This is a genomic window from Enterococcus sp. MSG3299 (assembly GCF_050555765.1).
Taxonomy (GTDB): Bacteria; Bacillota; Bacilli; order Lactobacillales; family Enterococcaceae; genus Enterococcus; species Enterococcus faecalis.
This window is the reverse complement of record NZ_CP187869.1, coordinates 1,777,064-1,801,286: the sequence shown is the minus strand read 5'-3', so window position 1 is coordinate 1,801,286 and position 24,223 is coordinate 1,777,064. Positions and strand designations below refer to the sequence as shown.

23 protein-coding genes and 1 other RNA gene are annotated in these 24,223 nt (G+C 37.0%); 21 read left to right on the top strand and 3 right to left on the bottom strand.

What is annotated here, in order from left to right:
- Window positions 1-27 precede the first annotated feature (27 nt).
- Window positions 28-549, top strand: coding sequence for a tRNA adenosine(34) deaminase TadA (gene tadA, locus IGL23_RS08800; RefSeq protein ID WP_033594921.1), 522 nt, complete (start codon window positions 28-30; stop codon window positions 547-549).
- A gap of 39 nt (window positions 550-588) precedes the next feature.
- Window positions 589-675, top strand: an RNA gene (ffs, locus tag IGL23_RS08795) — signal recognition particle sRNA small type.
- Window positions 676-763: 88 nt separating this feature from the next.
- Here ffs and IGL23_RS08790 read toward each other — a convergent pair.
- Window positions 764-2,002, bottom strand: a complete 1,239-nt coding sequence (locus IGL23_RS08790; RefSeq protein WP_002362125.1) for an aminopeptidase — start codon at window positions 2,000-2,002, stop codon at window positions 764-766.
- Window positions 2,003-2,252: 250 nt separating this feature from the next.
- On the opposite strand from IGL23_RS08790, the gene IGL23_RS08785 reads away from it, so the two are divergent.
- A complete protein-coding gene (locus IGL23_RS08785) occupies window positions 2,253-2,825 on the top strand; it encodes a TetR/AcrR family transcriptional regulator (RefSeq protein ID WP_002356883.1) in 573 nt (190 codons plus the stop codon).
- A gap of 157 nt (window positions 2,826-2,982) precedes the next feature.
- Window positions 2,983-3,456: a TspO/MBR family protein gene (locus IGL23_RS08780; protein ID WP_002384294.1), complete on the top strand. Its 474-nt coding sequence runs from the start codon at window positions 2,983-2,985 to the stop codon at window positions 3,454-3,456.
- 73 nt (window positions 3,457-3,529) lie between these two features.
- On the opposite strand, the gene IGL23_RS08775 is transcribed toward IGL23_RS08780, so the two are convergent.
- Window positions 3,530-3,973 (bottom strand): flavodoxin, encoded by a 444-nt coding sequence (locus IGL23_RS08775; protein WP_002356885.1) that lies wholly within the window; start codon window positions 3,971-3,973, stop codon window positions 3,530-3,532.
- A gap of 174 nt (window positions 3,974-4,147) precedes the next feature.
- Between IGL23_RS08775 and map the strand changes: the two genes are divergently transcribed.
- The 12 genes from map to IGL23_RS08715 all read left to right on the top strand — a co-directional run bounded on the left by map (window position 4,148) and on the right by IGL23_RS08715 (window position 14,232).
- Window positions 4,148-4,912 carry a type I methionyl aminopeptidase gene (map, locus tag IGL23_RS08770; protein WP_002356886.1) on the top strand — a complete coding sequence of 255 codons (765 nt, stop codon included), beginning with the start codon at window positions 4,148-4,150 and terminating at the stop codon, window positions 4,910-4,912.
- Window positions 4,913-4,927: 15 nt separating this feature from the next.
- Window positions 4,928-5,836: a YihY/virulence factor BrkB family protein gene (locus IGL23_RS08765; protein ID WP_002383768.1), complete on the top strand. Its 909-nt coding sequence runs from the start codon at window positions 4,928-4,930 to the stop codon at window positions 5,834-5,836.
- A gap of 110 nt (window positions 5,837-5,946) precedes the next feature.
- Window positions 5,947-7,083 (top strand): MraY family glycosyltransferase, encoded by a 1,137-nt coding sequence (locus IGL23_RS08760; RefSeq protein ID WP_002366956.1) that lies wholly within the window; start codon window positions 5,947-5,949, stop codon window positions 7,081-7,083.
- A 121-nt stretch (window positions 7,084-7,204) separates the two neighbouring features.
- Window positions 7,205-7,993, top strand: a complete 789-nt coding sequence (locus tag IGL23_RS08755; RefSeq protein WP_002359892.1) for a glycosyltransferase family 2 protein — start codon at window positions 7,205-7,207, stop codon at window positions 7,991-7,993.
- On the top strand, window positions 7,993-8,820 hold the full coding sequence (locus IGL23_RS08750) for a glycosyltransferase (RefSeq protein ID WP_033594923.1): 828 nt from the start codon (window positions 7,993-7,995) through the stop codon (window positions 8,818-8,820). The genes IGL23_RS08755 and IGL23_RS08750 overlap by 1 nt, the downstream gene beginning before the upstream one ends.
- 3 nt (window positions 8,821-8,823) lie before the next feature.
- A complete protein-coding gene (locus tag IGL23_RS08745) occupies window positions 8,824-9,537 on the top strand; it encodes a glycosyltransferase family 2 protein (RefSeq protein WP_033594925.1) in 714 nt (237 codons plus the stop codon).
- Between the two features lie 121 nt (window positions 9,538-9,658).
- A complete protein-coding gene (gene rfbA, locus IGL23_RS08740; RefSeq protein ID WP_002364387.1) occupies window positions 9,659-10,525 on the top strand; it encodes a glucose-1-phosphate thymidylyltransferase RfbA in 867 nt (288 codons plus the stop codon).
- A 12-nt stretch (window positions 10,526-10,537) separates the two neighbouring features.
- Window positions 10,538-11,110 (top strand): dTDP-4-dehydrorhamnose 3,5-epimerase, encoded by a 573-nt coding sequence (gene rfbC / locus IGL23_RS08735; RefSeq protein WP_002356893.1) that lies wholly within the window; start codon window positions 10,538-10,540, stop codon window positions 11,108-11,110.
- A gap of 24 nt (window positions 11,111-11,134) precedes the next feature.
- A complete protein-coding gene (gene rfbB / locus IGL23_RS08730) occupies window positions 11,135-12,163 on the top strand; it encodes a dTDP-glucose 4,6-dehydratase (RefSeq protein ID WP_002359895.1) in 1,029 nt (342 codons plus the stop codon).
- 92 nt (window positions 12,164-12,255) lie between these two features.
- Entirely contained in the window at window positions 12,256-13,098 is an 843-nt protein-coding gene (rfbD, locus tag IGL23_RS08725; protein WP_002356895.1) for a dTDP-4-dehydrorhamnose reductase, read from the top strand.
- Window positions 13,099-13,156: 58 nt separating this feature from the next.
- Window positions 13,157-13,882 (top strand): glycosyltransferase family 2 protein, encoded by a 726-nt coding sequence (locus IGL23_RS08720; RefSeq protein WP_002359897.1) that lies wholly within the window; start codon window positions 13,157-13,159, stop codon window positions 13,880-13,882.
- Window positions 13,882-14,232 (top strand): DUF2304 domain-containing protein, encoded by a 351-nt coding sequence (locus tag IGL23_RS08715; protein WP_010777816.1) that lies wholly within the window; start codon window positions 13,882-13,884, stop codon window positions 14,230-14,232. Before IGL23_RS08720 ends, IGL23_RS08715 begins: the two co-directional genes overlap by 1 nt.
- A gap of 73 nt (window positions 14,233-14,305) precedes the next feature.
- Here IGL23_RS08715 and IGL23_RS08710 read toward each other — a convergent pair whose 3' ends face one another.
- On the bottom strand, window positions 14,306-14,647 hold the full coding sequence (locus IGL23_RS08710; RefSeq protein ID WP_002356899.1) for an EamA family transporter: 342 nt from the start codon (window positions 14,645-14,647) through the stop codon (window positions 14,306-14,308).
- Window positions 14,648-14,894: 247 nt separating this feature from the next.
- On the opposite strand from IGL23_RS08710, the gene IGL23_RS08705 reads away from it, so the two are divergent.
- The 5 genes from IGL23_RS08705 to IGL23_RS08685 are packed head-to-tail and all read left to right on the top strand — an operon-like array spanning window position 14,895 to window position 24,209.
- Window positions 14,895-15,689: an ABC transporter permease gene (locus IGL23_RS08705; protein ID WP_002356900.1), complete on the top strand. Its 795-nt coding sequence runs from the start codon at window positions 14,895-14,897 to the stop codon at window positions 15,687-15,689.
- 12 nt (window positions 15,690-15,701) lie between these two features.
- Window positions 15,702-16,919 (top strand): ABC transporter ATP-binding protein, encoded by a 1,218-nt coding sequence (locus IGL23_RS08700; RefSeq protein ID WP_002356901.1) that lies wholly within the window; start codon window positions 15,702-15,704, stop codon window positions 16,917-16,919.
- On the top strand, window positions 16,909-20,052 hold the full coding sequence (locus IGL23_RS08695; RefSeq protein WP_010822992.1) for a glycosyltransferase: 3,144 nt from the start codon (window positions 16,909-16,911) through the stop codon (window positions 20,050-20,052). The genes IGL23_RS08700 and IGL23_RS08695 overlap by 11 nt, the downstream gene beginning before the upstream one ends.
- A gap of 11 nt (window positions 20,053-20,063) precedes the next feature.
- Window positions 20,064-22,205, top strand: a complete 2,142-nt coding sequence (locus IGL23_RS08690; protein WP_033594930.1) for a glycosyltransferase family 2 protein — start codon at window positions 20,064-20,066, stop codon at window positions 22,203-22,205.
- Window positions 22,206-24,209, top strand: coding sequence for a DUF7657 domain-containing protein (locus IGL23_RS08685; RefSeq protein ID WP_430619640.1), 2,004 nt, complete (start codon window positions 22,206-22,208; stop codon window positions 24,207-24,209).
- Window positions 24,210-24,223: the final 14 nt, after the last annotated feature.

Sequence of the window (24,223 nt, the reverse complement as noted above, 5' to 3'; positions counted from 1 at the left end):
GGGAAAAAGCCGAAAGGTGGAAATTAATTGGGAAAAAAAGAAACAACGTTAACACAAGAAGAAAAAGAATTTTTTATGCGAGAAGCCATTGCAGAAGCGAAAAAAGCAGAAGGTTTGGCTGAGGTGCCTATTGGAGCTGTGATAGTTCGTCAAGGGGAAATTATTGGCCGCGGGCATAATCTGAGAGAAGCACGGCAAGAAGCAACGGCGCATGCAGAAATGTATGCAATCCAAGAAGCGTGTCGCGGGATAGAAAATTGGCGTCTAGAAGAAACCAAATTATTTGTAACTTTAGAGCCTTGTCCAATGTGTAGTGGGGCGATGCTTTTAGCACGAATTCCAGAAGTTTATTATGGCGCAACCGATCCTAAAGCAGGCACTGCTGGGACTTTGATGAATTTATTAGAAGATGAACGCTTCAATCATGTGGCCTATGTCGAAGCAGGCGTTTTAGAAGAAGAGTGTCGCTTATTGCTAGTTCAGTTCTTTAAAAAGTTACGGGCAAAGAAAAAAGAAGAGAAACTTTTAAAAAATCAAAAGAAAGACTAGTCAAAAGAATAAAAATACGTTATACTAGGTTTTGCCGAAAGGCTAGGACAATGGCGGGCTAGTGAATTGTGTCAGATCCGGAAGGAAGCAGCACTAAGCAAGTGCCGCCATGTGTCTGATTGAATAAGTAACGTATCAAGGCTGAGAAGCCTTTTTTTATTTGAAATAAAAAGAAGCAAGCCGTTATTTTTTACGGCTTGCTTCTTTTTTAAATTTATGCCCAATCGCCATTTCTAAAAACTGGAACAATCGTCCCGTCTTCCTTAATGCCGTCAATATTCATTTTGTCAGATCCTACCATAAAGTCCACATGTGTTTGGCTACGATTTAAACCAGCTTCAGCTAATTCTTCTTCGCTCATCTCCGTGCCGCCTTGTAAGTTGAAGGCATAGGCCGAACCAAAGGCTAAATGATTAGAGGCGTTTTCATCGAACAATGTATTATAAAAAATCAAACCGGATTGTGAAATTGGTGAAGGGTCTGGTACTAAAGCAACTTCTCCTAAGTGTTTGGCACCTTCATCAATAGCTAAGAGATTTTTCAATGCTTCTTCGCCTTGTTCAGCTGAGAAGTCAACAACTTTTCCATCTTTAAATGTAAATTTCATTCCCGAAATGATTGTGCCAGCATAACTTAGTGGTTTTGTACTAGAAACATAACCATCAACGCGGCGACTATCTGGGGCGGTGAAAACTTCTTCTGTTGGCATATTAGCCATGAATTCTTCCCCACGCGCGTTATAACTACCAGCGCCTTCCCATAAATGGTTTTTAGGCAAACCAATCGTTAAATCTGTTCCAGGAGCTGTGTAGTGTAAAGCAGTAAATTGTTGTTCGTTTAATTCAGCCGCTTTTTCTTGTAATTTTTTATCATGGATATCCCAAGCAATGACTGGGTTTTCTTCATAAATTCGTGTTGTTTTGAAAATTTCATTCCAAAGTGCATCAACTTGTTCTTCACTTGTTGCTAATTCTGGAAAGACTTTAGCTGCCCAACCTTCACTAGCAGCAGCTACAACAGTCCAACTTACTTTGTTGGCTTGCGTTGCTTTTCGTAGGTTGACCAATGCTTTCCCATTAGCCGCTTGGAAAGCTGCTACACGTTGTGCATCCACGCCAGCTAATGCATCAGGATTAGAAGAAACCACGCTAATTCGGCTTGCGCCTTTGGCAATCCAATCATCGGTTTGATCAATTTTATATTGAGGAACATTTTCAATACGATCAGTTGCAGCATGAGCTAAAAATTCACGTTGAATGGTTTCGTCACTCCATTGAACAATTACTTCGGCCGCACCTAAGCGATAAGCTTCTTCCGTAATTAAGCGGGCAAGGGGCGCTTGATCAACACTGATTTGTAAAACAACCGTATGATTGTCCTGAACATTGACACCCGTTTCAGCAATTAAACGTGCATATTTCTTTAGATTTTCATTAAAATTCTCTAAGGTCATTCGTGATTCCTCCTTCATTTTGATGGGTAATGACTGCTCATATCATAACACGGAAGAGCAGGGAACTCAACGAAATAAAGCCTTTATCAACTGTTATTTTAAGTTGGGGTAAAAGTTGTCGTGCTCCCGCTCAGTGAACTTTTGTACAAAGAGTTGTTCTAATTTTGCATAATAGAAAAATCGTGTTACAATAACCATAAGCATTTATTTGGAAGCGTTGTATATGAATGAATAAAGGGGATAGGGAATTATGGCAAGAAAAAAAACCATTACGAAAGAGCAGATTTTAACAGCTGCCTATGAAGTAGTCGCCACTGAAGGATTTTCGAAGTTCACTGCACGTAATATTGCTAATAAAATGAAATGTTCCACCCAACCGATTTATTTGGAATTTAAAAACATGGATGATTTACGCGATGCTTTATTCCAAAAAATTCATAAATACTTAGCGAAAGAAGTCTTTCCAGTAAAACATACTGGGAATACAATTGTTGATTTGGCTTTAAACTATATTCATTTTGCGACAAGTGAAAGTAAGCTATACCGTGCGCTTTATTTAGAAGAATATGGTGGCGGCAAAAAAATGCAAGAATTCTCTTATCACTATTTTACTGAAGCGGTAAAAGCCGATCCTGAGTATGCTAATTTAAACGATGTTCAAATTGACTCTTTACACATGGGAACATGGGTGGTCGCTACTGGTGTGGCTGCATTGATGACTTCTGGAATTATCCATCCTTCAGAAGAACAAATCATTCATTTAATGAAAGATAGTATTGAAGCAATTCTTGAACGAGATGAACCAATTGATATTGACCTATAAAAATTAAAAAAAGTGTAACCTCATGCTGATAACTTCTGTGAGGTTACAGCAAAAGACTGTTTCTTAAAAGAACGGTCTTTTTTTGTTAAGTGTATTAATGGTAGATTATTCGCAACCATGCTACAGTAAAGAAGAGAAATAGAAAGGGGCAAAAAACATGAACCGAGTGAAAGATAAGCGTTTATGGATAAGTATTGTAGGAATTACCGGACTAGGGCTCTTGTCGGGCTTATTTTCAGTAAATGCGAGAGAATATTATCAAGCGTTGAGATTACCAAGTTTTGCTCCGCCAGGCTGGTTATTTGGACCAGTGTGGTTGGTGTTGTATATTTTTATGGGCATTACTTTTTATTTCATCTTAGTTCATCCAAATAAACAACAGAAAAAACGGATGATTACGCTATTTATTTTACAATTTATTGCAAACTTTTTCTGGACATTTTTCTTTTTTTCTTTACAAAATAATTTATTATCTGTGATTGATATCTCATTGTTATGGCTATTATTAATAGTTCAACAGTGGGACTACTTGCGTTATAAATTAATAACGCGTGGCTGGTTGATGATTCCTTATATTCTTTGGGTTACTTTTGCGGCAGCTTTAAATTACAGTATTTTATTTTTAAATTAGGAATATCAAAACACCAGAGAAAAATGGGAACTAGCCATTTTTCTCTGGTGTTTTTTTATTTATTTCAACGTAGTTATTCTGCAGCAGTTGCTAATTTTTTCGCAAATTCTTCTAAACGTTGGATGTCGTCTTCTTCAGCGGCTAGATCAACTTTAACGCTGTCGGCGCCTTTTTTTGCCCCAATTTGAGTAAAGACTGCTTCGAAGTCGTCCACCGATTTACAAAAATCATCATAAAACGTGTCTCCTGAACCACAAACGCCGAAGATTTTTCCTGATAAATCAATCTCTTGTAAGTCTTCATAAAAGTCGACAATTTCATCAGGTAAATCGCCATCACCATACGTATATGTAGCTACTACACAGATATCGGCCTCTTCAAAATCAGCGGCATCGACTTGCGTACACTCATCAATTTCGACCTCTAATTCTAAATCTTCAAATGCTTCTGCAACAATGTCGGCAATTTCTTCTGTATTCCCAGTCATGCTTGCATACACAATTTTAGCTAACGTCATAAACTTTCTTCCCCCTCATACAATTCTGTCACTTATTATAGCAGATGCGCATTTCTTATAAAAGACTAGCGAGTGCTTTTATTAAGGGACTTTTTGAAAATTGGTGTTTGAACAATCTTTTTTGCAAAAAATGTGATAAAATAATTTGAATGAAACAAGTTTAGGAGAGATAGTATGATTACATTAAAATCACCACGAGAAATTGAAATGATGGATGAATCAGGGGAATTATTAGCGGATGTTCACCGTCATTTACGGACGTTTATTAAACCTGGCATTACAAGCTGGGATATTGAAGTATTTGTGAGAGACTTTATTGAAAGTCATGGTGGCGTGGCGGCTCAAATTGGCTATGAAGGTTACAAATATGCTACTTGTTGTAGTATCAACGACGAAATTTGCCACGGATTTCCTCGTAAAAAAGTATTAAAAGATGGCGACCTAATCAAAGTAGATATGTGTGTCGACTTAAAGGGCGCAATCTCTGATTCATGCTGGTCTTATGTCGTGGGTGAATCAACACCTGAAATTGACCGCTTGATGGAAGTAACCAAAAAAGCGCTATATCTTGGGATTGAACAAGCACAAGTAGGAAATAGAATTGGCGACATTGGTCATGCAATTCAAACGTATGTAGAAGGAGAAGGCTACGGGGTAGTTCGCGACTTTGTAGGTCACGGCATTGGCCCAACTATCCATGAAAGTCCAATGATTCCTCACTATGGTGAAGCAGGTAAAGGACTACGTTTAAAAGAGGGAATGGTTATTACCATTGAGCCAATGGTTAACACAGGAACTTGGCGCATGAAAATGGACCCAAATGGTTGGACTGCTTATACTGAAGATGGCGGTCTAAGTTGTCAATATGAACATTCATTAGCGATTACGAAAGAAGGTCCAAGAATCTTAACGTCACAAGGCGAAGAATTGACTTATTAATAAGGAGAGTGTGTGATGAAGTTTCTCGACAACATCAAAAAAAATCAATCTTTGATGCGTTTTATTGAGACAACGCAAAGTCACATGGTCACAGCCGAAATAGGCAACAGCTCAGTGGTTGTTGCCTATTATTTATTACTCTCGCTGTTTCCATTACTGATTGCGGTAGGTAATGTCTTACCTTATTTAAGAATCGACCCTAATTCTGTGTTACCTTATATTGCAGAGGCGATTCCGAAAGATGTTTATAAGAACTTAGAACCAGCGATTCGTTCACTATTGACTCAACGTTCAGGCGGGTTGCTTTCTGTTTCCGCTTTAGCAGCATTTTGGAGTGCCAGTCAAAGTATTAATGCACTACAAAACGCGATGAATAAAGCTTTTGGTGTCGAACAAAGGAAAAATTTTATTCTCGTAAGAGTGGTCTCATTTTTAGTTATTTTGTTATTTATGGTAGCGATTGTTGGTGTAGTAGTAATTTTAGGTCTGGGTCAGTACATTATTGAATTACTGCAACCAATTTTCCATTACTCAACGTCTGTGATCGATACTTTCCAAGCGTTAAAATGGCCGTTAACGACCGTTGTTTTATTAGTGATTATGTGTTTGATTTATGCGGTCGTTCCTAATCGGAAATTATCGTTACGTTCTATTTTGCCAGGGGCTATTTTTTCGACAGTCGGTTGGATGCTATTATCACAAATTTTTGGTTTGTACGTAAAATATTTTAGTTCTAGAATCGCAAGTTATCAAATCATCGGGAGTTTTATCATCTTAATGTTATGGCTGAATTTTGCTGCCACGATTATTATTTTAGGAGCAATTGTCAACGCTGTTGTCGATGAATACTTATCTGGAGATAAAGAAAAGAAACAACCAAGTTTTGAACAACGCTTGTTTAGATGGTTTAAAAAGAAAAAATAAATGGATTTCTTTAAAAAAGTCTAAACCGTTGCCAGAACACATGTTTCAGCTTGTAAATGCTTCAGTTTACGGTATAATATACCCTGAACGAGAAGAAAGTGGGTTCGACTATGTCACTATTTATTTATGAAGTTTTGATACGTTTATTTATGACATTTATCTTATCTTTGCTATTAACACCACTTGTTAAGCTTCTAGCGTTTCGGATTGGCGCCTATGATGCACCAGGAGAGCGACGAATCAATACCAAAAATATGCCTACAGCAGGAGGACTTGCAATCTACATTGCTTTTGCTAGTTCATGTTTATTGATTTTTCGTTCGATTATCCCACAAGATTATATTTGGCCGATTATTTTGGCTGGTGGAATGGTTGTTTTGACAGGCCTCATTGATGATATTAAAGAGATTACTCCAATGAAAAAAACAATCGGTATTTTGTTAGCAGCATTAGTTATTTATTTTGTTGCTGGAATTCGGATAGATTTTGTGACGTTGCCAGTTGTTGGAATGATTGATTTACGCTGGTTTAGTTTACCACTAACTTTATTGTGGATTTTAGCGATTACGAATGCAGTAAATTTAATTGATGGTTTGGATGGTTTAGCATCAGGCGTATCCATTATTGGATTAACCACGATTGGTATTACAGGGTATTTTTTCCTACATGCTAAAACGGTCTATATTCCAATTGTTATTTTTATTTTAGTTGCGAGCATTGCGGGATTTTTCCCATACAATTTTTATCCGGCTAAAATATTTCTAGGAGATACCGGGGCGTTATTCCTCGGGTTTATGATTGCAGTAATGTCGTTACAGGGCTTGAAAAATGCTACGTTTATTACGGTAATTACGCCAATGGTGATTTTAGGTGTGCCAATTACGGATACGGTTTATGCAATTATTCGACGGCTATTGAACAAGAAGCCCATTTCCTCAGCAGATAAAATGCATTTGCATCACCGCTTGTTATCTTTAGGTTTTACCCATAAAGGGGCGGTCATGACTATTTATGCATTAGCGTTAGTTTTTTCCTTTGTCTCTTTATTGTTCAGCTATTCAAGTACAGTAGCATCAATTTTATTAATTGTCTTTTGTTTAATTGGCTTAGAACTATTTATTGAACTAATCGGTCTAGTTGGCGAAGGGCATCAACCGTTGATGTATTTGTTACGGATTTTAGGGAATCGTGAATATCGTCAGGAGCAAATGAAAAAGCGACTTGGCAAGCATTCTAAGAGAAAGTAAAGAAATCTTTAGGTTGCTTTGCGAGAGCGTAAACCTATGATATAATTCCATTAAACTTAAAAAAGTATATGTGTGAAACATATGCTTTTTTTTTAAGACGATGTTTCAGTAGTAAGGAGAAATGAGCATGCAAGAAATGGTAACAATCTCGATTGTCACTTATAATAGTCGTTACATTTTTAATGTACTAGACCAATTAAAAGCCGAACTAGGTACTGATAGTATCTATGATATTCATATCTATGACAATCATTCTGAAACAGCGTATCTTGAAAAATTAACAACATATGAACCATTTATTACTATCCATCGCGCTGAAGAAAATCAAGGGTTTGGTCATGGTCATAATCAAGTGTTATTCAATGCTTCGACAAAGTATGCAATTATTTTTAATCCCGATGTTTTGGTTACTAAAGACGTGCTTGATCGTCTATTAGACCGTATCAAAATAGATAAGAACATTGCAGTCGTTAGCCCTAAAGTGCTAAATGAAGATGGCACGACGCAATATTTAGTTCGTCAAAAATTAGATGTTTTCGATTATATGTTACGTTTTATTCCCTTTCAATTTGTAAAGAAAATTTTTGATAAACGTTTGAGTATTTATGAATGTCGCGATTTGTCGGATACAGAAACAACGGATATTAAAATGGGCTCAGGCTGTTTTATGCTGATTGATCGTGAAAAATTCGTTGAAATTGGTGGGTTCGATGAACGTTTCTTCATGTACTTTGAAGACAACGATTTATGTTTACGCTTTGGCAAAGCAGGCTATCGGATTCTCTATACGCCTTTTGAAACGGTTGTTCACATGTATGAAAAGGGCGCCCATAAAAGTCGAAAATTGTTTAAAATCTTTATGCAATCAATGGGAAAATTTTTTAACAAATGGGGCTGGAGGTTCTTTTAATGAGTCAAAGATTAGCGGTAGTCATCGTCTTATATCAAATGAAAATGGCTGATACGCCGAATTATTTGTTATTAAAAGAAGTGGTAAATCACCCCGAATTGCACTTATTTATTTATGACAACAGCCCACTTCCTCAAGAAGATGCATTATTTTTACAACAAAATGTTACTTATCGACATAATCCTGATAATCCAGGCCTAGCGACCGCTTATAATGAAGCGATTGCTTTTAGTCAAGCGAATCAATGTGAATTATTGTTGCTCCTTGACCAAGACACAGAAGTGCCAGCTTCTTATTTTGATACGTTGATCATCATGCCGTTAGATCCGACTGTGGCAGTCTATGTTCCAATTGTAGAAGCAAATGGACAACAAATTTCGCCAGTATATAGTGATCAATATGTTGGACTTAAAGGAGCAAAGCCAACAGCAGGGATAGCCAACCAACCGTTGATGGCTATCAATTCTGGTACAGTCATTACGGCAGAAACACTGCGCTGGTTGGAAGGATTTTCGGAAGAATTTCCTTTGGACTATTTAGATCATTGGTTCTTTTATCAATTGAATCAAGCCAATAAAAAGATTGAAGTCTTACCAGTCCACCTAAAACAAGAATTGTCTGTTTTAGATTATCGTACAATGAGTTCTCAACGTTATCGCTCTATTATTGAAGCAGAAACGTTATTTTATCGTCGATATGATCAAGAAAAGTTTTCCCATCATCGACGCCATTTATTTTTACGCAGTAGTAAGCAATTTTTAACTGTCAAAAATCGCCAAATTTGGCGGCAAACATTGGCAGAATTTCTCAAGTTAATGAAAGGATAATCTATGATCTCAGTTTGTATTGCGACATATAATGGAGAAAAATATCTCGCGGAACAATTAGATAGTATTCTTTTACAAGTCAGTGAAGAAGATGAACTAATTATTTCAGATGATGGTTCTACTGATCATACGTTGGAAATTTTGAGGACGTATGCAGCGAATTATCCCCAAATTCAATTGTTACAAGGTCCAGGGCAAGGAGTGATTGCTAATTTTGCATTTGCGCTTACGCATACGAAAGGCGAAGTGATATTTTTAGCAGATCAAGATGATGTTTGGTTGCCAAATAAAGTAACGACGGTGACAGAATATTTTGAAGCGCACCCTGACATCCAAGTGGTTATTAGTGACTTGAAAATTGTTGATGCGGATTTAGAAGTTACCAATTCCTCTTATTTTAAGTTTCGAAAAGTCAAACCAGGATTTTGGCGAAATGCGATAAAAAGTGGCTATATTGGGGCAGGTATGGCCTTTCGTCAAGAGATGAAAAACGTCATTTTACCCATTCCGCCAGAAGTTCCTATGCATGATATGTGGATTGGCTTATTAGCTGCACGGAAAAAGCAAACGGGTCTCATTAAAGAACCATTAGTGCTTTACCGAAGACATGGAGCGAATGTCAGCCCTATTATTACCAAAACAAGTTTCCAACAAAAATTAAATTGGCGTGTGAATTTATTAAAAGCTTTACATCAGCGTTTAAAGGAACAGCGCTAAACTTTTACAGATTTGTAAAATTTACGTAAAAAACATGACAAACCCTATGCTTAATGCGATAATAGGGAAGGATATTTGGTTTTATAAAAACTAAAAATAGAAGTATTTAAGGAGATTGTTCATGAAAGGAATTATTTTAGCAGGCGGAAGCGGGACACGCTTATATCCGCTAACAAAAGCAACATCAAAACAATTAATGCCAATTTACGACAAACCAATGATTTATTACCCAATGTCAACGTTAATGTTGGCGGGAATTAATGAAATTTTGATTATCTCTACACCAGAAGATACACCACGTTTTGAAAGCTTATTCGGCGATGGCCATGATTTAGGCATTCATATCGAATACGCGGTACAAGAAAGCCCAGATGGTTTGGCGCAAGCATTTATTATTGGTGAAGAATTTATTGGTGATGACAGTGTCTGCTTAGTTTTAGGGGACAATATTTATTATGGTGGCGGCTTATCAAAAATGTTGCAACGAGCGGCTTCTAAAGAGTCAGGGGCAACAGTCTTTGGTTACCATGTAAATGATCCAGAGCGTTTCGGCGTGGTAGAATTTGATGAAGAGATGCGGGCGCTTTCTATTGAAGAAAAACCAGCACAACCGAAGTCAAATTACGCAGTGACAGGTTTGTATTTTTACGACAATGAAGTGGTTGAAATTGCGAAAGGGATCAAACCGTCAGAACGTGGGGAATTAGAAATAACAGACGTTAATAAAGTCTACCTTGAAAAAAATAAACTTTCTGTTGAGGTAATGGGCCGTGGCTTTGCTTGGTTAGATACAGGCACACACGAATCCTTATTAGAAGCGTCAACATTTATTGAAACAATTGAAAAACGTCAAAATTTAAAAGTCGCTTGTTTGGAAGAAATTGCTTATCGAATGGGCTATATTACAAAAGAACAATTGGTAGAATTGGCACAACCATTGAAGAAAAATGGCTACGGCCAATACTTGCTACGTTTAGCAGCAGAATAGGAGCGAAGAAACGTGAAAGTTATTGATACAAAATTACAAGATGTCAAAATTATCGAAATGGATGTTTTCGGTGATCATCGTGGCTTTTTTACAGAAAGTTATTCCAAAGCTAAATTTGCAGAACATGGATTAGACTTTGATTTTGTCCAAGATAATCATTCATTATCAACAGAAGCAGGTGTCTTGCGTGGATTGCATTTTCAAAAAGGCGAAGCTGCGCAAACAAAACTAATTCGCGTTGTAACAGGTGCGGTATTAGATGTGATTGTTGATATTCGTAAAGGGAGTCCAACCTATGGTCAATGGGAAGGCTACATTTTATCAGAACATAATCACCGTCAGCTTTTAGTACCAAAAGGTTTTGCCCATGGTTTTGTCACTTTGACACCGAACGTGAACTTTATGTACAAGTGTGACAATTACTACAATGCGGCAGCAGACGGCGGTATTGCTTTTAACGATCCAGCGTTAGCTATTGATTGGCCAATTGCGCCAGAAAAAGCGATTACGTCAGAAAAGGATCAAAAACATCCAACCTTAAAAGAATTTGAAGCGGAAAATCCGTTTATCTATGGCGAAATTTAAGAAAAAAGTAGGAGAGTTTCAATTATGAAAAAAATCATCGTAACAGGTGGAGCTGGTTTTATCGGCTCAAATTTTGTTCATTATGTTGTAAAGAATCATCCAGAAGTTCATGTAACTGTATTAGATAAATTAACGTATGCAGGAAATGAAAAAAATCTTGAAGGTCTACCAAGTGATCGTGTGGAATTAGTCGTAGGAGATATCGCTGATGCTGAATTAGTTAATCGTTTAGTCGCTGAAACAGATGCGGTCGTTCACTATGCTGCTGAATCGCATAACGACAACTCATTAAACGACCCATTCCCATTTGTACAAACCAATCTGATTGGGACGTACACATTGATTGAAGCTTGCCGTAAAAACAATGTTCGTTACCACCATGTATCGACTGATGAAGTTTATGGCGATTTACCTTTAAGAGAAGATTTACCAGGACATGGAGAAGGTGAAGGGGAAAAATTCACTGCCGAAACGCCTTACAATCCTTCAAGTCCTTATTCTTCAACAAAAGCAGGCTCTGACTTGTTAGTCAAAGCATGGGTTCGTTCTTTTAACTTACAAGCAACAATTTCAAACTGTTCAAATAACTATGGTCCATATCAACATATTGAAAAATTTATTCCTCGTCAAATTACCAATGTCTTAAGTGGCATTACACCAAAACTTTATGGTGCTGGTAAAAATGTTCGTGACTGGATTCATACAAACGACCATTCTTCGGCTGTTTGGGCAATTTTAACAAAAGGGCAAATTGGCGAAACATATTTAATCGGAGCCGATGGTGAAGAAGACAATAAAACAGTGATGGAATTAATTTTAGAATTAATGGGACAACCTGTTGATGCCTATGAGCATGTCAACGATCGTGCAGGACATGACTTACGTTATGCGATTGATTCAACCAGATTACGCGAAGAATTAGGTTGGGAACCAGAATTCACGAATTTCCGTGAAGGCTTGGCAGAAACAATCAAGTGGTATACAGAAAATGAAGACTGGTGGCGTGCAGATAAAGAAGCTGTTGAAGCAAAATATGCACAAAATGGTCAGTAATTTTTTCTGACATGTGAGATAACAGTCGAAAGGCGATGGCAAAGTACAAAAGCTACTTTGCCCTGCCTTTTTTTCAAGAAGGAGCGAAAAAAATGATTTTAATTACTGGTGGAAATGGCCAATTGGGCACAGAATTACGTCACCTATTAGACGAACAAGGAATTGAGTATGTTTCAACGGATTCCACAGAATTAGATATTACTGATGCGGATAGTACGTTGGCAAAAGTGAAAGAAATTCAACCAAGCGTCATTTATCATTGTGCTGCTTATACAGCTGTTGATAAAGCAGAAGACGAAGGCAAGGAATTAGATGAAAAAGTGAATGTAGATGGCACACGTCATGTTGCAGAAGCTGCTAAAGCAGTGGGGGCGACACTTGTTTACGTAAGTACAGATTATATTTTTGATGGAACTAAAAAAGAAGGCGTCTATGCGATTGATGATCAACCGAATCCTTTAAATGAGTATGGTCGGACGAAGTTATTAGGTGAACAAGCGGTCCAAGAAATCCTGGACGACTATTATATTATTCGAACATCATGGGTATTTGGTCAATACGGTCATAACTTTGTCTTTACCATGCAAAAATTAGCGGAAACAAGAGACCAACTAACGGTAGTGGACGATCAGTTTGGCCGCCCAACTTGGACAAGAACGTTAGCCGAATTTATGGCATTTGTTATTGCAGAAAAAGCGCCATTTGGTGTTTATCATTTGTCTAATGAAAACAGCTGTAGCTGGTATCAGTTTGCTAAAGAAATTTTAAAAGATACTGAAGTGGAAGTACTGCCAGTGGATTCAACTCAATTTCCACAAAAGGCGCAAAGACCACAATATTCTGTCATGGATTTAAGTAAAACAGAAGCGTTAGGCTTTAAAATTCCTACTTGGCAAGAAGCCTTAGCACAAATGTTAGAAAATGTTCAACAATAAATTGTTTTGTGTAAGTGAGGGGTTTTGTTAGAGAAAAAGTGGAAAGGTGTTTCTCTTTATGAAGGTACTTTTAATCATTCCTGCTTACAATGAGGAAGAAAACATTTTGCGGACGATTGCTTCCATTGAAACATTTAAACAGGAAGTTACGCATTTTCAACATGAATTGGATTATGTGGTAATTAATGATGGCTCGACAGATGGAACCAAACAAATTTTAGAAGTCAACCAAATTAATGCCATTCATTTAGTGTTGAATTTAGGTATTGGCGGGGCGGTACAGACCGGCTATAAATATGCCTTAGAAAATGAGTATGATGTGGCGGTTCAGTTTGATGGTGATGGTCAACATGATATCAATAGTTTACCTATTTTACTGGAACCATTAGCAGAGGGTAAATGTGATTTTTCGATTGGCTCTCGTTTCATTCCTGGAAACGAAGCGGCTTTTCAAAGTACGAAAATGCGCCGTTTTGGTATTCGTTTGTTATCCTTTTGTATTCGAATGGCTTCTGGTAAAACAATTTATGATGTGACTTCTGGTTATCGAGCGGGAAATCGGAAAGTGATTGCTTTTTTTGCAAAGCGTTATCCGACAAATTATCCCGAGCCAGAATCGATTGTTCACTTAATTAAAAAACGCTTTGTGATTGTTGAAAGACCTGTCAATATGATGGAACGGCTTGGTGGTGTTTCTTCGATTCGTGCATTGGCTTCTGTGAAGTATATGCTGGAAGTCGGCTCAGCAATTCTGATTGCTGCCTTTATGAAGGAGGGAGATTGATGCTACCAACCGTGTTATGGTTAGCTTTATTTTTATTTGCAATTGGCTTTTTCTTATACATTATTCGAGGGATTAATAAAAATATTTTTCTCCTAAAAAATGCTTTGATTTGGTTATTAATCTCAATTGTCTTAATTATTTTTGCTATTTTCCCGCATGTGGCAGAATGGTTAGCAATGGCCTTTGGGTTTGAAACAACATCAAACTTCTTATTATCAGTTGCGGTGATTGTCCTGTTAATCATGGAAATTAAAAATTCTGTGTTGATTTCAAAACACGAAAATCGCATTAAAACATTATTGCAAGAATTATCTATCATGAAATCTGAAGAAAATAAAAAAGATCGCTAATGTGTAGTGACCCTTAAAAGTTGGACCTGAAAGTCTAATATTTAAGGGTCAGCTCAATGAATAGCGATCTTTTTTATTTAAGATTCATAATCACAATGCCGACAATAATAACCACAGCACCGATAAGGGCATTCGTTGTGATTGTCTCTTTTAGAATAAGATTTGAAGCAATTAAAATAGCGATGTTTGTACAGGCAACGCCTAAAGGAACAATGTAAGAAACATCGGAACGACTAATAATTAACATCCATAAAATAAAACTAATTAAATAACAAAATAAACCCAATAAAGATATAAGTGAGATATTCATTGAAAAGATTGTTTGTTGGAGTTGGATGTTCAAACTGCTAGAACCTAGTTTAAATAAGACCAGACCAGCAGAAGACAGAAATACGTAAATAATAAAAAGAACCATAATTTCCCTTCTCTCAAAAATAGTTTCCGTGCAAAAAAATGCAAGACCTCCATTATTGTAGCATAATCTCCTAAAAATTGGACAAGATTTTTTAATATAGCGAAATCAGTTAAATTTTTCTTTATAAAAAGGGGTCTACTATTGAAAAGCTAGGCGTTTATCGATAAAATAGAAATGTTGTTTAAAATGGCATTTTTGTATCCAAAAATTTTAGATAAAAATAGTTTATTACGGAAGGAATAAGTATATGTTTAAAGAAACATTTTCAATTTTTAAGAATATTTTTCAGAACAAAAAATTGTTACTACAATTTTCATTTAATGATTTTAAGGCCAAGTATGCTGGTTCAGCACTAGGGATTGTCTGGGCGTTTTTAACGCCATTAGTAACTGTTTTGACGTATTGGTTTGTCTTTTCTGTAGGCCTTCGTTCTAGAGCTGGCGACAATATGCCGTTCATTGTCTATTTAGTAACAGGGATGGTGCCTTGGTTCTTCTTTTCAGATTCGTTATTATCAGCCACGAATGTGTTTCGTGAATATAGTTATTTAGTTAAAAAAGTCGTGTTTAATGTACAAATTTTACCAACGTCTAAAATTTTATCGAACCTGTACACCCACTTGTTTTTCATTCTAATTGGTTTTGTAATTACTACAGCTAACGGTTATTATCCAAGTTTGTACAGTTTGCAATTAATTTACTACTTAGCTTGTTTATTAGTCTTTTTAACAGCAATTACGTGGATTACTGCTTCAACACAACCATTTTTACCTGATATTATGCAATTTATCAATATCATTATGCAAACAGTTATGTGGACATTGCCAATTTTATGGCAGCCAACTGGAATGATTGCGACAATCTTAAAAATCAATCCATTATATTATATTGTTCAAGGATACCGCGAATCTTATTTAGGCGGTGCATGGTTCTGGGAACATTGGCAATATAGCTTATATTTCTGGGGAGTTACTATTGTTTTACTATTAATTGGCTCAACCGTGTTTAGACGCTTAAAACCACATTTTTCAGATGTACTATAAGGAGAGAACGACATGTCAGAATATGCAATCGATATCCAACATATTACCAAAACATACAACATGTATAAAAAGCCGTCCGATCGGTTTAAAGAAGCGCTTAGTCCAACCAAAAAATCCTACCACGATTTGTTTTATGCGTTAGACGATGTCACGATGCAAATTAAAAAAGGCGAGATGATTGGCTTTGTCGGCGAAAATGGTTCTGGAAAATCAACCATGTTAAAAATTATTACAGGAGTATTAACGCCAACCTCCGGGTCTATGGTGATTAATGGGAAAATTTCAGCGTTGCTTGAATTAGGTTCAGGTTTTAACCCTGAATATTCAGGATATGAAAATATTTTCTTAAATGGAATGGTCTTGGGTTTTTCCCGAGAAGAGATGGAAGAGCGTGTCCAAGATGTCATTGATTTTGCTGACATCGGCGATCATTTGTATCAACCAGTTAAGACATACTCTAGTGGTATGTTTGTCCGCTTGGCTTTTGCGGTAGCCATTAACGTGGATCCCGATATTTTAATTGTCGATGAAGCGTTGGCTGTCGGGGATTTAGAGTTTCAATTAAAATGTATGGAAAAATTTACGGAAATTAAAAATTCTGGTAAAACAATTTTATTTGTTTCTCACGATGTAAACTCCATCCGTCGTTTTTGTGACAGAACTTTTTGGTTGCAACACGGGAAAGTCGTTGAATATGGAGATACGATGGACGTGACGACCAACTACGAAAACTTTTTGAAAAAGAAATCAATTAAAACGGTTGACCGCGAAGCGACCATGAAAGACGAAACCCCAACACCAGATATTATTGAAGTGGATCATGCGGAACTTTTAAATGCGGATTATGAACCATTAGAAATGGTAACGCAAGATGAAAAAGTGATTGTAAAAATTGAATATACTGTCAAAAATGACCAAATTAAGAAGCCTGTTTGTGGGGTCGCTATTCGAACAGTGGACAATCATTATGTCTGTGGCTTAAATACGTTGTTAGATGGCGTGCAAATTCCTTGGAAAAAAGGACGGAATGTTTTTTATTTAGAATATGAAAAAATGTCATTATTAACAGGTGAATATTATTTTGATATTGCTTTCTTTGAGGAACATGCAACAGTCCCATTAGTCTACAAAACAAAATACGTGACGATGTTTATTACCGGACGTTATGCCGGAGAAGGAATTGTCATCTTAGATCATAAATGGAAGGATACGACAAAAGATGAAGTATGATTTTGAAATGGAAACAGACGAGAGTACCAGTGTTGGGAAAATCGTAGCACAAATCAAAGAAAATAGTGATGTCTTGGAATTTGGTCCAGGTAATGGGCGAATGACTAGCTATTTGATGGAAGAAAAAAAGTGCCGGGTCTCAATTGTTGAATTAGACAAAGAACTTTATGATCATGTCAGTCAATTTTCAACAGATGCCTTTTATGGCAATATTGATGAAAATGATTGGGTCGAATACTTTGCTGGTAAGACGTTTGATTATATCGTTTTTGCGGATGTGTTGGAACATTTAATGAATCCTCAAAGCGCCTTAGCAAAAGTTAAACCATTTTTAAAACCAGGCGGTCAAATCTTAATCACTTTCCCTAATTTGGCGCATAATTCGGTCTTAATTGATTTATTTAATAATCGTTTAACGTGGAATGAAACTGGGCTGTTGGATGCTACGCATAAATCATTCTATTTACAAGAAGGATTTGAAAAAGTTTTTGCAGAAGTTGGTTTATACATTGCCAAAGAAGATTTTACATTTAATCAAGTTGGCTACAACGAAATTCCTACGACATATGAAGCGTTACCTGTAGAAGTGCAAGCAGCTTTTAAAGCGCGTCCCTTTGGTGAAGTGTATCAGTACTTTTTTGCCTTGACTGCTGAACCGGTAGAACAGCCAGAGCGAGTGACACCAGTAAATTCATACAATGAAAAAAACGTTCATATTTTAATTAATTGCGGCGAAGAAAAAGAGACTGAGTTGGATCAACCAGTTGATTTACAAAAACCTGAAACAAAACAGTTCCAACTGAAGATACCAGAAGACGTCCAACTGATAAAATTATTCCCAAGTTTAACGGGGGCAATTGTCAAATTATCCATGACGATAGACGGGGAGACAGTCCCAGTCGCAGCAACAAATGCTTTTCTGGTACAAGAGAATGTCTATTATTTCTTAGATACGCAAGTACCTGTAATCGAAGTAACCGATGCACAAATGGCAGGCAAAGACCTGACAGTAGCCATTGATTATTTCTTTGAAGGCAACTATTCAGAACGTGAGAATACCTTTATTCATGCACTGTTAGATGAAAGAAATCAATTTTTAGAAGAAATGAATAAACAGACGGAGACTGCCCCTATGCCTACTGGAAAATATAAACGAATCACGTTAACTAAATTTGATAAAATGATTAATTTAACCATCGATGATATTGCTCGCGATGTAGAAAATAACGTTTCTGTTATCAGAGGGTGGGCGTATGACAAACAAACAAATTATCCGCTAAGATTCAGCATTGCAGAAGCTAGTGAATCAGTCACTTATACCGTGGAAACAGAATATCGTCGTGATGTTATTGATATGTTTGAATTAGAAGGTGATCAAGATTATGGTTTTGTCATTACGATTAAAGATCCAGAAGATTTACCAGCCTACACGTTAAACATTGACACCAAATCAGGTCAGAAGGTTCAATACGTGGTGGAGCGTCCAAACATGGTTCAACCAGGTACGAAATTTGATCGAGCATGGCGTTCGATTCAGACACGTGGTTTGATGGGCTCAGTGAAGTGGTACTTTAAACGACAAGAAAAAGCAGAAGCCCCTGTTGACGTGGAGGCAGTTTTAGCGGAAATTAAAACGTTCCAATTTCAGCCTAAAATTTCTGTCGCTGTGCCTGTTTATAATGTCGAAGAAAAATGGCTTGCAGCGTGCGTTTCTTCTTTACAAAATCAGTACTATGAAAATTGGGAGTTATGTTTAGCAGATGATGCATCGCCAAGCGAACATATTAAGCCCATGCTAGAAAAATATAAAGAACTAGATCAACGAATCAAAGTTATTTATCGCGAAGAAAATGGACATATTTCAGAAGCAACTAACTCAGCTTTGTCGATTGCTACTGGCGATTTTGTTGGTTTCATGGATAACGATGATGAATTAGCGCCACAAGCATTATATGAAGTGGTCAAAGCTTTAAATACAGACCCAACGATTGATTTTCTTTATACTGATGAAGATAAAATTACAGAAAATGGTCGTCGCTTCAACGCGTTTTACAAATCGGACTGGAATCCAGAACTGATTTTAAACCATAATTACATTACACACTTTGTTGTTGTGAAACGTGATTTATTAGAAAAAGTAGGCGGATTGAACTCAGCATATAACGGCGCTCAAGACTATGATTTCGTATTGCGAGCAACGGAACAAGCAACGAAAATCAAGCACATTCCTGGTATGATGTATCATTGGCGTGCCATTGAATCATCGACTGCTCTAAACCCTGAAAGCAAAGGTTACGCCTATGTAGCTGGTCAAAAAGCGGTCCAAGCGGCAACGGAACGCCGTGGCTTAAAAGCACAAGTAGAGATTGCCGAATTTTATGGTTCCTATAAAATTAACTATCTTTATGATCATGTGCCGATGGTATCATTGATTATTACGAATGATACAGAGAATATGAGTAGTTACTTACGTCAATTATTAGAAAAAACTGCCTATACAAATTATGAAATTCTATTGCCTGCACGCTTCGAGAATCAAATAAATATCCAAAATGACCGTCTTCGTTATGTTTCAACAGAAACTCGTCATGGCATGATTCAAGCTGCTAAGGGAGAATATGTGGCTTTATTAAATGCTGGATTGGTACCAACGAAAAATGATTGGTTAAAAGAGTTAATGAACATTGGTCAACAAGAGACCTCTGGTTTAGTGACTGGCCGCGTAGTTGACGCACGCTATCGCGTGGAAACAGTGGGAGTATCAGTTGATACAGACAAAGGTCGATTACTTTATCCTGAAAAAGGCACCCCTGGTAAAAGCTTAGGTTACTATTACAGAATTGCTTTACCAAGAAATATTCAAGCAGCAACTGAAGACTGCTTACTATTCAACAAACAACTTTACCTAAATTTAGAAGGAATTAACGAAAGCTTAGGAAAAGAATGGATGGGTGTCGATTTATCGTTACAATTTGCTAGCGCTGGTAAACGAAATGTATATGTGTCCTATGCAATTTTGAAAGCAGACGAAAAAATGCAAAACCATGATAAAAAAGGATCTTATAAAGAACTTGCGGAAAAATGGACCGCGGAAGCTTTAGTTGATCCCTACCGAAATCCGAAACATCTATAAGGAGAATGCACATGAATGAAGACATTAAGGTGATCTTTGATAGTATCTATCGCGACAAAACAACAAATAATTTAACCATTACAGGTTGGGCGTTGGATACAATCACTAAAGAAAGCCCAACTTTCACAATTAATAATGAAAACCAAGTGTCCGCTTATAACATTCAGCGCGTTTTACGTGAAGATGTTAATCAAATTTATCAAACAGAGCCTGCGATTGAAGCTGGCTTTGTTGTTACACTTGAAGGAATTAAACAAAAAAAAGTACTCCCTTTTCATTTTCAATCATCAGCACATGTTGTAACGGTGGATTTTCCCTTGAATAAAAAATATCCAGTGATTCCAGGGACAGAAGATAAAGTGACTCGTCTCTGGATAAAAGCCAAAAAAGGATTTAAGTATATGGCTAAAAATGGTATTTCTCATACCATTCAACGAGCGAAAATTGAGAAACTAAGAAATCAAGCTTCGTATCCTAACTGGTTAGCTAGAAATGAAGTACTAGACATAGAAGCGATGACGCAAGAAATCGCAACATTTCATTATCAACCTAAAATTTCCATTGCGATGCCAGTGTATAATGTTGAAGAAAAATGGCTTCAGTTGTGCATTGATTCTATTTTGAATCAAGTCTATACTAATTGGGAATTATGTATGGCCGATGACGCCTCAACAGATCCCAATGTCAAAAAGATTTTAACAGAGTACCAACAATTGGATGAGCGAATTCGGGTCGTCTTTCGTGAACAAAATGGTCATATTTCCGAAGCGACCAACTCTGCTTTAGCGATTGCTACAGGAGAATTTGTCGCCTTACTAGACAACGATGATGAATTAGCAATCAATGCTTTTTATGAAGTGGTTAAAGTGCTGAATGAAAACCCAGAACTGGACTTAATTTATAGTGATGAAGATAAGATTGACATGGATGGAAATCGTTCTGATCCAGCCTTTAAACCAGATTGGTCACCTGATTTACTTTTAGGAACGAATTACATTTCGCATTTAGGCGTGTATCGTCGGAGTATTCTAGAAGAAATTGGCGGCTTTCGAAAAGGTTACGAAGGTTCTCAAGACTACGATTTAGTCTTAAGATTTACTGAAAAAACGACAAAAGAACGCATCAAACATATTCCAAAAGTTCTTTACTATTGGCGGATGCTGCCAACCTCAACAGCAGTGGATCAAGGCTCCAAAGGTTATGCTTTTGAAGCGGGGCTAAGAGCCGTGCAAGATGCGCTCGTTCGTCGAGGAATTAATGGTCATGCAACGCATGGGGCGGCGAATGGCTTATACGATGTTTATTATGACATTGAATCTGAAAAGTTAGTCTCAATTATTATTCCAACTAAAAATGGCTATAAAGACGTACAACGTTGTGTTTCATCGATTATTGAAAAAACAACCTACCAAAATTACGAGATTATTATGGCTGACAATGGAAGTACAGATCCAAAAATGCACGAATTATATGCAGAATTTGAACAACAATTACCTGGTCGCTTTTTCGTTGAATCAATCGATATTCCATTCAATTTCTCAACTATTAACAATCGTGCAGCGAAAAAAGCGCACGGAGAGTATTTATTATTTTTAAATAATGATACCGAAGTGATTACAGAGAATTGGTTAACCTTGATGGTTTCATTTGCTCAGCAAGAACGGATTGGCTGTGTAGGTGCGAAATTATTGTATCCAAATAATACGGTCCAACACGCAGGCGTTATTTTAGGATTAGGTGGTGTCGCTGGACATGGTCATTATGGTTATCCCCATGGTGACTTAGGCTATTTTGGTCGGTTAGCTATTAATGTTAATTATTCAGCAGTAACTGCCGCATGCTTACTTATGAAAAAAGCAGATTTTGATGCAGTTGGTGGTTTTGAAGAAGCGTTTACCGTAGCTTTCAATGATGTTGATTTATGCTTGAAAGTCCAAGCTTTAGGACGTGACAATGTCTGGCTTCATGAAGCAGAGCTTTATCATTTTGAATCTCAAACTCGTGGATATGATGATAAAGGCAAAAAGAAAAAACGTTTTGAACAAGAAAAAGTGATGATGGAAGAAAAATGGGGACCTTTAATTGAAAATGATCCATTTTATAATCCTAATCTGACAAGGGATATTCCCAACTTTTCATTACGAATTGACTAGATGCAATTGCGGATGACGAAATGGAGCGAAAAGATGGAACAACAACTAACTACAAGAAAAGAAAAACAACCATTACGCAACCAAGCTGAGCAGAGTGCTCGCTTGGTTGATCATTTGTTACGCTGGCGCTATCTGCTAGCGGCAGTCATTTTTATTTTACTGGTCGCCTTTAAAGTCCATGGTAGTTCATTAAACATGTGGGATGCGTATGTTTCTGAATATGCGGATGGTCAAAAAAGTTCATTAATTGCTGGTGAACCAAGAGGTGTTCGCTCGGATGAATGGCTCGTTCAAACCCCATTTAGCCTCTCACAAACACAAACAGGTTTGAAAACACATAATGATGTGATTACGTTAAATGGGCAAGACATGGTGGTAGGCTATAATTCACCAGCGTGGAATTTGGCCACGTTAGCGAAACCTTTTACGTGGGGCTATGTACTATTAGGCAAAGAATATGGCTTATCATGGTATTGGAATCTTAAATTAATTGGCTTAATTTTATTTTCTTTTGAAATTGGCTTGATCGTCACACGGCGGAATAAATATTTAGCTTTGTTAGCAAGTGTTTGGATTCCGTTTTCTTCGGCCCTTCAATGGTGGTTTGTCTCGCCAGTTGGAGATTTAGTATTTTTTGGCTTAGGTTTTTTAGTGGGAATTTATAATTATTTCTATTATCATAGTAGTGTTCGACGTCGTGTCATTTGTGCGATAACGGCTGTTATTATGGCCTCAGGATTTGTTTTAGTTATTTATCCTGCGTTACAAGTACCACTTGGTTATTTGATTTTATTATTTTTAATTTTATTCTTTTTAGAATTTCGTAAAATAATTAAGTTGGATAAGTGGGATGGGGTCCTGATAGGTGGGGCACTCTTGATGACGGCGATTATTGTTGGCGGATCGCTATATGGCTCATTGGATTCCTTAAAAGCAGTAATGGATACCGCTTATCCAGGAAAACGGGTAAGTTTAGGTGGCGATATGCCTAAACGCGATATTTTGTTATTTTTAACAAATTGGAAAATACCGTTTCAAGATGTTCCATATTCCAATAATTCGGAAATCAGTAGTTTTTATCAATTATTTTTTGTTATTTTGCCGCTCTCACCATTTATTTTTTATAAAAAAATCAAAGAAAACATTTACGGTTTTGTCTTATTCGTGTATTGTTTATTTAACTTAGTTTGGATGAGCGTTCAATTTCCAACAATTTTTGCTAAGTTGACATTGTGGTCTTATGTGCCAGAACAACGGGCGATGTTATCCTTTGGGTTTGCCGCTGTGTTATTGAGTTTATGGTTCATCGATTATTTATGGAATCGCCAAGCAAAAATTCCAATGATGGCCTGGTTAGGGGCGCTAGGATTAAATGTTGTTCTGTATTTCTTTGTTTTATATACGGGCAATTTACGGTTATACGTTACACGAATGGACATCATTGGTGTCTTGGTTGTCGCTACCGTTTTAATTGTTGCTTTATTTAAACGTTGGCGCACGTTATTTGTCCTTGTCTTATTAGGAATCATTATGGTTTCTGGTGCCTTTGTTAATCCAATTTCTCGAGGCGTTTCTGCTGTCTATGGTAAAAAATTAGCGGTAGAAGTGGAAGAAATTAACAAAAAAGACCCCAACCAATTGTGGGTGGGCGAACGCTTGATGTATGGCTATTTGCCAATGTTAGGTGTGCATACATTTAACGGTGTTGCTTTTACACCTGACTTAGAGGCTTGGAAACCATTAGATCCAAAAGGAAAAGACACATTTATTTATAATCGCTATGCGCACATCAATGTTGAAGTAGGAAATCAGACGCCTGTTTTAGAGTTGATGCAAAAAGATGCGATTATTGCTCGTTTATCTCCAGAAAAATTAAAAGAATATGGGATTAAATATGCGGTCGTTTATAAACCATTAGAACCGTTAGAAACATCAACGATTCATTTTGAAAAATTATATGGACCTGATCAGAACGGGGCATATATTTATCGAATAAACGACTAGTGATTCATTCATGG

What these genes read in the sequence shown, in the direction of transcription:
- IGL23_RS08790 (WP_002362125.1), bottom strand. Translation starts at nt 2,002, where the DNA reads ATGACCTTAGAGAATTTTAATGAAAATCTAAAGAAATATGCACGTTTA.
- IGL23_RS08785 (WP_002356883.1), top strand. Translation starts at nt 2,253, where the DNA reads ATGGCAAGAAAAAAAACCATTACGAAAGAGCAGATTTTAACAGCTGCC.
- IGL23_RS08780 (WP_002384294.1), top strand. Translation starts at nt 2,983, where the DNA reads ATGAACCGAGTGAAAGATAAGCGTTTATGGATAAGTATTGTAGGAATT.
- IGL23_RS08775 (WP_002356885.1), bottom strand. Translation starts at nt 3,973, where the DNA reads ATGACGTTAGCTAAAATTGTGTATGCAAGCATGACTGGGAATACAGAA.
- map (WP_002356886.1), top strand. Translation starts at nt 4,148, where the DNA reads ATGATTACATTAAAATCACCACGAGAAATTGAAATGATGGATGAATCA.
- IGL23_RS08765 (WP_002383768.1), top strand. Translation starts at nt 4,928, where the DNA reads ATGAAGTTTCTCGACAACATCAAAAAAAATCAATCTTTGATGCGTTTT.
- IGL23_RS08760 (WP_002366956.1), top strand. Translation starts at nt 5,947, where the DNA reads ATGTCACTATTTATTTATGAAGTTTTGATACGTTTATTTATGACATTT.
- IGL23_RS08755 (WP_002359892.1), top strand. Translation starts at nt 7,205, where the DNA reads ATGAGCATGCAAGAAATGGTAACAATCTCGATTGTCACTTATAATAGT.
- IGL23_RS08750 (WP_033594923.1), top strand. Translation starts at nt 7,993, where the DNA reads ATGAGTCAAAGATTAGCGGTAGTCATCGTCTTATATCAAATGAAAATG.
- IGL23_RS08745 (WP_033594925.1), top strand. Translation starts at nt 8,824, where the DNA reads ATGATCTCAGTTTGTATTGCGACATATAATGGAGAAAAATATCTCGCG.
- rfbA (WP_002364387.1), top strand. Translation starts at nt 9,659, where the DNA reads ATGAAAGGAATTATTTTAGCAGGCGGAAGCGGGACACGCTTATATCCG.
- rfbB (WP_002359895.1), top strand. Translation starts at nt 11,135, where the DNA reads ATGAAAAAAATCATCGTAACAGGTGGAGCTGGTTTTATCGGCTCAAAT.
- rfbD (WP_002356895.1), top strand. Translation starts at nt 12,256, where the DNA reads ATGATTTTAATTACTGGTGGAAATGGCCAATTGGGCACAGAATTACGT.
- IGL23_RS08720 (WP_002359897.1), top strand. Translation starts at nt 13,157, where the DNA reads ATGAAGGTACTTTTAATCATTCCTGCTTACAATGAGGAAGAAAACATT.
- IGL23_RS08715 (WP_010777816.1), top strand. Translation starts at nt 13,882, where the DNA reads ATGCTACCAACCGTGTTATGGTTAGCTTTATTTTTATTTGCAATTGGC.
- IGL23_RS08710 (WP_002356899.1), bottom strand. Translation starts at nt 14,647, where the DNA reads ATGGTTCTTTTTATTATTTACGTATTTCTGTCTTCTGCTGGTCTGGTC.
- IGL23_RS08705 (WP_002356900.1), top strand. Translation starts at nt 14,895, where the DNA reads ATGTTTAAAGAAACATTTTCAATTTTTAAGAATATTTTTCAGAACAAA.
- IGL23_RS08700 (WP_002356901.1), top strand. Translation starts at nt 15,702, where the DNA reads ATGTCAGAATATGCAATCGATATCCAACATATTACCAAAACATACAAC.
- IGL23_RS08695 (WP_010822992.1), top strand. Translation starts at nt 16,909, where the DNA reads ATGAAGTATGATTTTGAAATGGAAACAGACGAGAGTACCAGTGTTGGG.
- IGL23_RS08690 (WP_033594930.1), top strand. Translation starts at nt 20,064, where the DNA reads ATGAATGAAGACATTAAGGTGATCTTTGATAGTATCTATCGCGACAAA.
- IGL23_RS08685 (WP_430619640.1), top strand. Translation starts at nt 22,206, where the DNA reads ATGCAATTGCGGATGACGAAATGGAGCGAAAAGATGGAACAACAACTA.